We start from the raw sequence: 4,961 nt of genomic DNA, 5'->3' as shown, positions 1-4,961 counted from the left end.
TTACATCAATAGTGACGAATACCAAAATAATTTTGGGGATGATACCGTACCCTACTATTGTGGTTCTAGTAGCCAAATCGGTCAAAAGCAGGTGGGCTATAACCGTACCCTCTCCTTGGTAAGGGGTAATTCAGAAGTTGATAGCTCCATAAAAAGCTCTTGCTTGGTAGAAGCAGTTGCCACCAATAGCACCAGCAAAATTGTGCCACTGGCAGGTGGTCGTGCTGCAGCTTATGCTGATGCTACCGAAAAGATGTTCAAAATTGTAGTGCGCGGTGCGATGTACAGCGGTCGTCGCCGTCGTAGTACCACTGAGTACATTGTTCCTGGCAGCAAGATGACACCCCAAATTCAACGGATTAATCGCACTAGCGGGACAATCGTCAGCATTACAGAAATCTCCTAATGTCTGGGGTTTGGTCTTTTCGGAAGTTTTAAAGGAGAGATAGAAATGGGAAATTTAACTCGCTCAGCTACTCTAGGCTTGGATGCCTTTGAAGGTGATCCATTAGAATTACGGCCTTTTGCCACTGAAGAGGATTTACAAACGGTAATTCGAGCTGTTTACAAGCAGGTTTTGGGCAATGAACATATTATGGAGAGCGATCACCTCTCCAGTGCTGAAGCCCTACTTCGGAATGGCGATATTACAGTGCGTCAGTTTGTCAGGGTAGTGGCTAAATCTGAATTGTATCAGAAACTTTTCTTTCACAGTTCTTCTCAGTACCGGTTCATTGAGCTGAACTTCAAACACTTGTTAGGACGCCCTCCTCAGGACCAGGCAGAGATTGCTGAACACGTCCAACTATATAATACAGAGGGCTACGACGCTGAAATCGACTCTTATATCGATAACGACGAATACATTCAAAACTTTGGTGAGTACACCGTCCCTTATCCACGGTCTATCCGCACTCAAGTGGGGATCAAAAATGAAGGGTTCAATCGGATGTTCTCATTGCTACGGGGCTCTCCTACCAGTGACAGTGATACACAGGCAAAGTTAATTTCTTCTTTGGCTGCGAATATGTCCACGAAAATTACTCCACCAGCGATTGGCAATGGCGCAGCTAGTGGTAACACAGAGAAGCGGTTCCGGATTATTTACTCTACCTCAACTGCTGCTGCTCGACTCAATAAGTTTAGCAAGACCGAGCGGGTAGTTAACTACAGTCAAATGTCTCAACAATTTCAGAACATTCATAAATGTGGTGGAAAGATTACCAGCATTACTGAGGTTTTGTAATGCTGGTTGAACGTTGACCATTTGATATAAACTCAGGGTCGGCTAATAATAGCTTAATAGCTCCTTAATAGCTGACCCTAGGTTTGGGGAAATTACCTCAAACTAGGTTTAACCAACGATTATATCATTATCAAACTCACTTTAGGAGAAATAAGAATGGGGAATTTAACGGTATCAGCCACCCTTGGTCTAGATGCCTTTGAAGGTGACCCAGTAGAACTGCGACCCTATGCTACTGAAGAGGATCTGCAGACGGTAATTCGAGCCGTTTACAAGCAGGTTTTGGGCAATGCCCATCTGATGGATAGCGAGCGAATCACCAATGGGGAATCAATGTTGCGGAATGGGGATATTAGTGTCCGTGGCTTTGTGCGCATGGTGGCTCAATCAGCCCTGTATCAATCCCGATTTTTCCAGGTGTCTTCTCCCTATCGGTTCATTGAACTTAATTGCAAGCATTTGCTAGGTCGTGCTCCCCTAGATCAAGCTGAAATTTCTGAGCACGTCAGCCTTTACAATCAAGAGGGTTATGAAGCTGAAATCGATTCCTATATCGATAGTGACGAATATCTTGAGAATTTTGGCGATAACATCGTTCCCTATCCCCGCAGCATCCGTAGCCAACCTGGAATAAAGAATGTGGGCTTTAATCGGATGTTCTCGTTACTGCGAGGCTCTCCTACCAGTGATAGTGGAAAACCAGCCCAGCTAATTACTTCTGTAGCTGGTAATATATCTCCACAAGTTAAAGCTCCAGCAGTTGGAAATGGTGCAGGTTATGGTAATACTGGCAAGCGTTACCAGATTGCTGTTTCCACATGCGCTGGTGTAGCCCGCTTGAATAAATATAGCCAGCTGAACTATCAGGTTAGCTACGAACAACTCTCTGAACAAGTGAAGAGTATTCATAAAAGCGGTGGCAAGATTCTCAGTGTTACTGAGTTAACTTGATCTAGGAGCCCGGTTATCAGTTACTAAGTCAACGTAAGTATTCAGCCGTCAGCTGTCAGCCGTCAGCTAATCAACGGGAATTAGTAAACAACCTTACGGGCTGGTACAGCTAGTTGAAAATCCCTGCTCGTTTTACTCATCCCACCCCGTTCAGTTAAAGCGCCTGCTAGCTGATAGCTGATAGCTGATAGCTGATAGCTGAATGCTTACAAGTCAACAGTTAATGGTAATCAAGAAAAACTGTTAACTGTTAACTGATAACTGATAACTGGTAAGTGAATAGCTGTGTAAGTCAGCTAAATTTGAGCAAAGAATTTAGGAGGAATTTAAATGTCACTTTGGGTAATGGATGCTGACCCAGTAGAGTTACGTGCTGGTGCAACAGAAGATGATGTGCAGACAGTGATTCGCGCAGTTTACAAACAGGTTCTAGGTAACCCGCACTTGCTGGAATCCGATCGCTTAACTACCGCTGAAGCGATGCTGCGCAATGGAGACATCAGTGTACGGGGCTTTGTGCGCATGGTGGCTAAATCAGACTTGTATAAGTCCCTGTTTTTTGATTCTGCTTCCCAATATCGTTTCATTGAGCTCAACTACAAGCATTTTCTAGGTCGTGCTCCCCAGGATCAAACAGAAATTTCCGAACACGTTCAAATTTATAACACTGCTGGCTACGATGCGGAAATCGATTCTTATATCGATAGCGCAGAGTATCAGTTGAATTTTGGGGAGTTTATTGTCCCCTATCCTCGTAGTAATACTACCGAAGTTGGGATTAAGAACGTAGCCTTTAATCGGACGTTTTCTTTGATGCGGGGATATGCTACCAGTGATAGCAGTAACCAAGCTACCCTGATTAGTGATTTAGCCTCTAATCTGTCTACCAAGATTACTGCTCCTGCTGGGGGTTCAGGTACTTACGCCAATACTGGCAAACGCTATAAGGTTACTGTAGCTAAAGCTGGTGTTGGTTCTCGCTTTAAGCGGAGTAATGCTACCTATGAAGTGGGTTACGATCAGCTGTCGGCGAGGATTCAAAATATCCACAAAATGGGCAGCAAAATTGTCAGTATTACTGAAATCGGTTAGGTTGACTGTCAGGATTCAGGTAAGCTATCAGCTATCAGCTATCAGCTATCAGCTTTACGTAACTCAGCATTATTCGAATGCTTAGCTCTTTTCTTGATGCAAAGCGCGAGTGGGGGAAAACCCCGTGAGGCCACTGCATCGCTTATTCGCGCATCACCTCAAGTAGCGTGCGCTATGGGCATAAGCGGAAGACTGACGGCTGACGGCTGAATGCTGACGGCTGAATGCTTACGGATTCAGTAGTTGATCTGAGCTAAGTATCTAGATGTTAGTTTTTGGAAATAGGTTGTGAACAATCAACAGCTATTTTCCAAAAACTAACACTATTGCCTAGTGAACTATTGGTTAACTATTGATTAACTATTGGCAGTTAGATTGAGACTTTTTGAATTCAACACTTAATAAATTAGAGGTACTTTAGCGATGTCAGGAATGATTACAGATGGAACTAGCACTCTGAGTGATTATAGCGATCGCACAGTTGTACTAGAGGTGACAGGTCTGTGTCGCCAAGATGTAATGCGCACAAGTAACTATACGATGAAGGTTCCTTATAGCTGTATAGCTGAGGCAATGAAGAACATTAGCCGTATGGGTGCTAAGGTGGCTAGTGTCCACGTTAGTTAAAACAAAGTAGGTTGAGCTGACTACTGCACCGTACAAATTTTTTCGTTTAACTGTTGACTGTTGACTGTTGACTGTTGACTGTTAATGGTCAACAGTTTTACAAATCAATTAAATCTCTGAGTGCAACTAGCGTGTCAGTCAACCAAGACGATATGGAAAGCGTCACCTTAACCAATAATACTTGACCGTTAATAAATTAATACTTACAGTGTTCAATCAATTTTTTGGACATTCAAGGATAAATACTATTGAATTGAAGATGAATTATTGAAGAAGGTAGTCTTCGTCAAAAAAAAGTTGTTTATTAGTTGTTGATTAACTGTCTTTGACAACAATGGATTGGGAGGTCTTTTAGATGGTAATTGGTTTTATAAACCCTGTACTGACACGAGCCGCACAATTAGGGGTGGCAGCATTTCAAGAAACAGACCCAGTTGAACTGTGGCCTAGTCATTCTGAAGAAGAAATAGAAATTGTGATTCGGGCTGTCTATCGGCAAGTGTTGGGGAATACCTATGTCATGGACAGTGAGCGGCTCACCGTTGCCGAATCTCAACTCAGAAACGGAGAAATTTCTGTCCGGGAATTTGTGCGGCAAGTGGCTAAATCTGAGCTTTACTACTCCCGATTTTTCGACAGTTGCCCTCGTAACCGAGCCATTGAGTTGAATTTCAAGCATCTCCTTGGTCGAGCTCCCGAAAGCTATGAGGAAATTATTGAGCATACTACGCTGCTTGATAAAGGTGGTTATGAGACTGAAATCGATTCTTATATCGATAGCGAAGAATACCAGCTGGCTTTTGGGGAAAACCAGGTTCCCTATTATCGGGGCTACAAAACCCAGATAGGTAAGAGTACAGTGGGATTTACCCATATCTTAAAACTGTTGCGTGGTGCAGCCGGTAGCGATCAAGCAAATGTTTGGCGGGGGAATTGGTCTCGGTTGAATCAGTCCCTGATGACCAATAGCCCCAGTAATATGGAGCCGCTGTCTGGAGCTGGTGATGTAGTAAAACCGACTGATGTCAATAAACTCCTGGCTAAT

At 43.5% G+C, this 4,961-nt stretch carries 6 protein-coding genes; all 6 read left to right on the top strand.

Annotated elements, in window-relative coordinates:
* Nucleotides 1-406 (top strand): rod-capping linker protein CpcD domain-containing protein (locus F6K38_RS34885; protein ID WP_287359685.1); only part of this gene is annotated, 406 nt, incomplete at its 5' end.
* Nucleotides 407-451: 45 nt separating this feature from the next.
* On the top strand, nucleotides 452-1,246 hold the full coding sequence (locus tag F6K38_RS34880; RefSeq protein WP_287248216.1) for a phycobilisome rod-core linker polypeptide: 795 nt from the start codon (nucleotides 452-454) through the stop codon (nucleotides 1,244-1,246).
* 156 nt (nucleotides 1,247-1,402) lie between these two features.
* On the top strand, nucleotides 1,403-2,197 hold the full coding sequence (locus F6K38_RS34875; RefSeq protein ID WP_287248219.1) for a phycobilisome rod-core linker polypeptide: 795 nt from the start codon (nucleotides 1,403-1,405) through the stop codon (nucleotides 2,195-2,197).
* A gap of 330 nt (nucleotides 2,198-2,527) precedes the next feature.
* Nucleotides 2,528-3,289 (top strand): phycobilisome rod-core linker polypeptide, encoded by a 762-nt coding sequence (locus F6K38_RS34870; protein WP_287248221.1) that lies wholly within the window; start codon nucleotides 2,528-2,530, stop codon nucleotides 3,287-3,289.
* A 423-nt stretch (nucleotides 3,290-3,712) separates the two neighbouring features.
* The gene (locus F6K38_RS34865; RefSeq protein WP_287248224.1) at nucleotides 3,713-3,916 is read left to right on the top strand and encodes a rod-capping linker protein CpcD domain-containing protein; all 204 of its coding nucleotides are present in this window, start codon (nucleotides 3,713-3,715) and stop codon (nucleotides 3,914-3,916) included.
* Between the two features lie 355 nt (nucleotides 3,917-4,271).
* The coding region (locus F6K38_RS34860) for a phycobilisome rod-core linker polypeptide (RefSeq protein ID WP_287359684.1) at nucleotides 4,272-4,961 on the top strand (690 nt) is incomplete at its 3' end.

Source organism: Moorena sp. SIO3B2 (assembly GCF_010692525.1).
Lineage (GTDB): Bacteria > Cyanobacteriota > Cyanobacteriia > Cyanobacteriales > Coleofasciculaceae > Moorena > Moorena producens.
The sequence above is the reverse complement of the archived record's forward strand: the minus strand, read 5'-3'. Positions and strand labels throughout refer to the sequence as shown.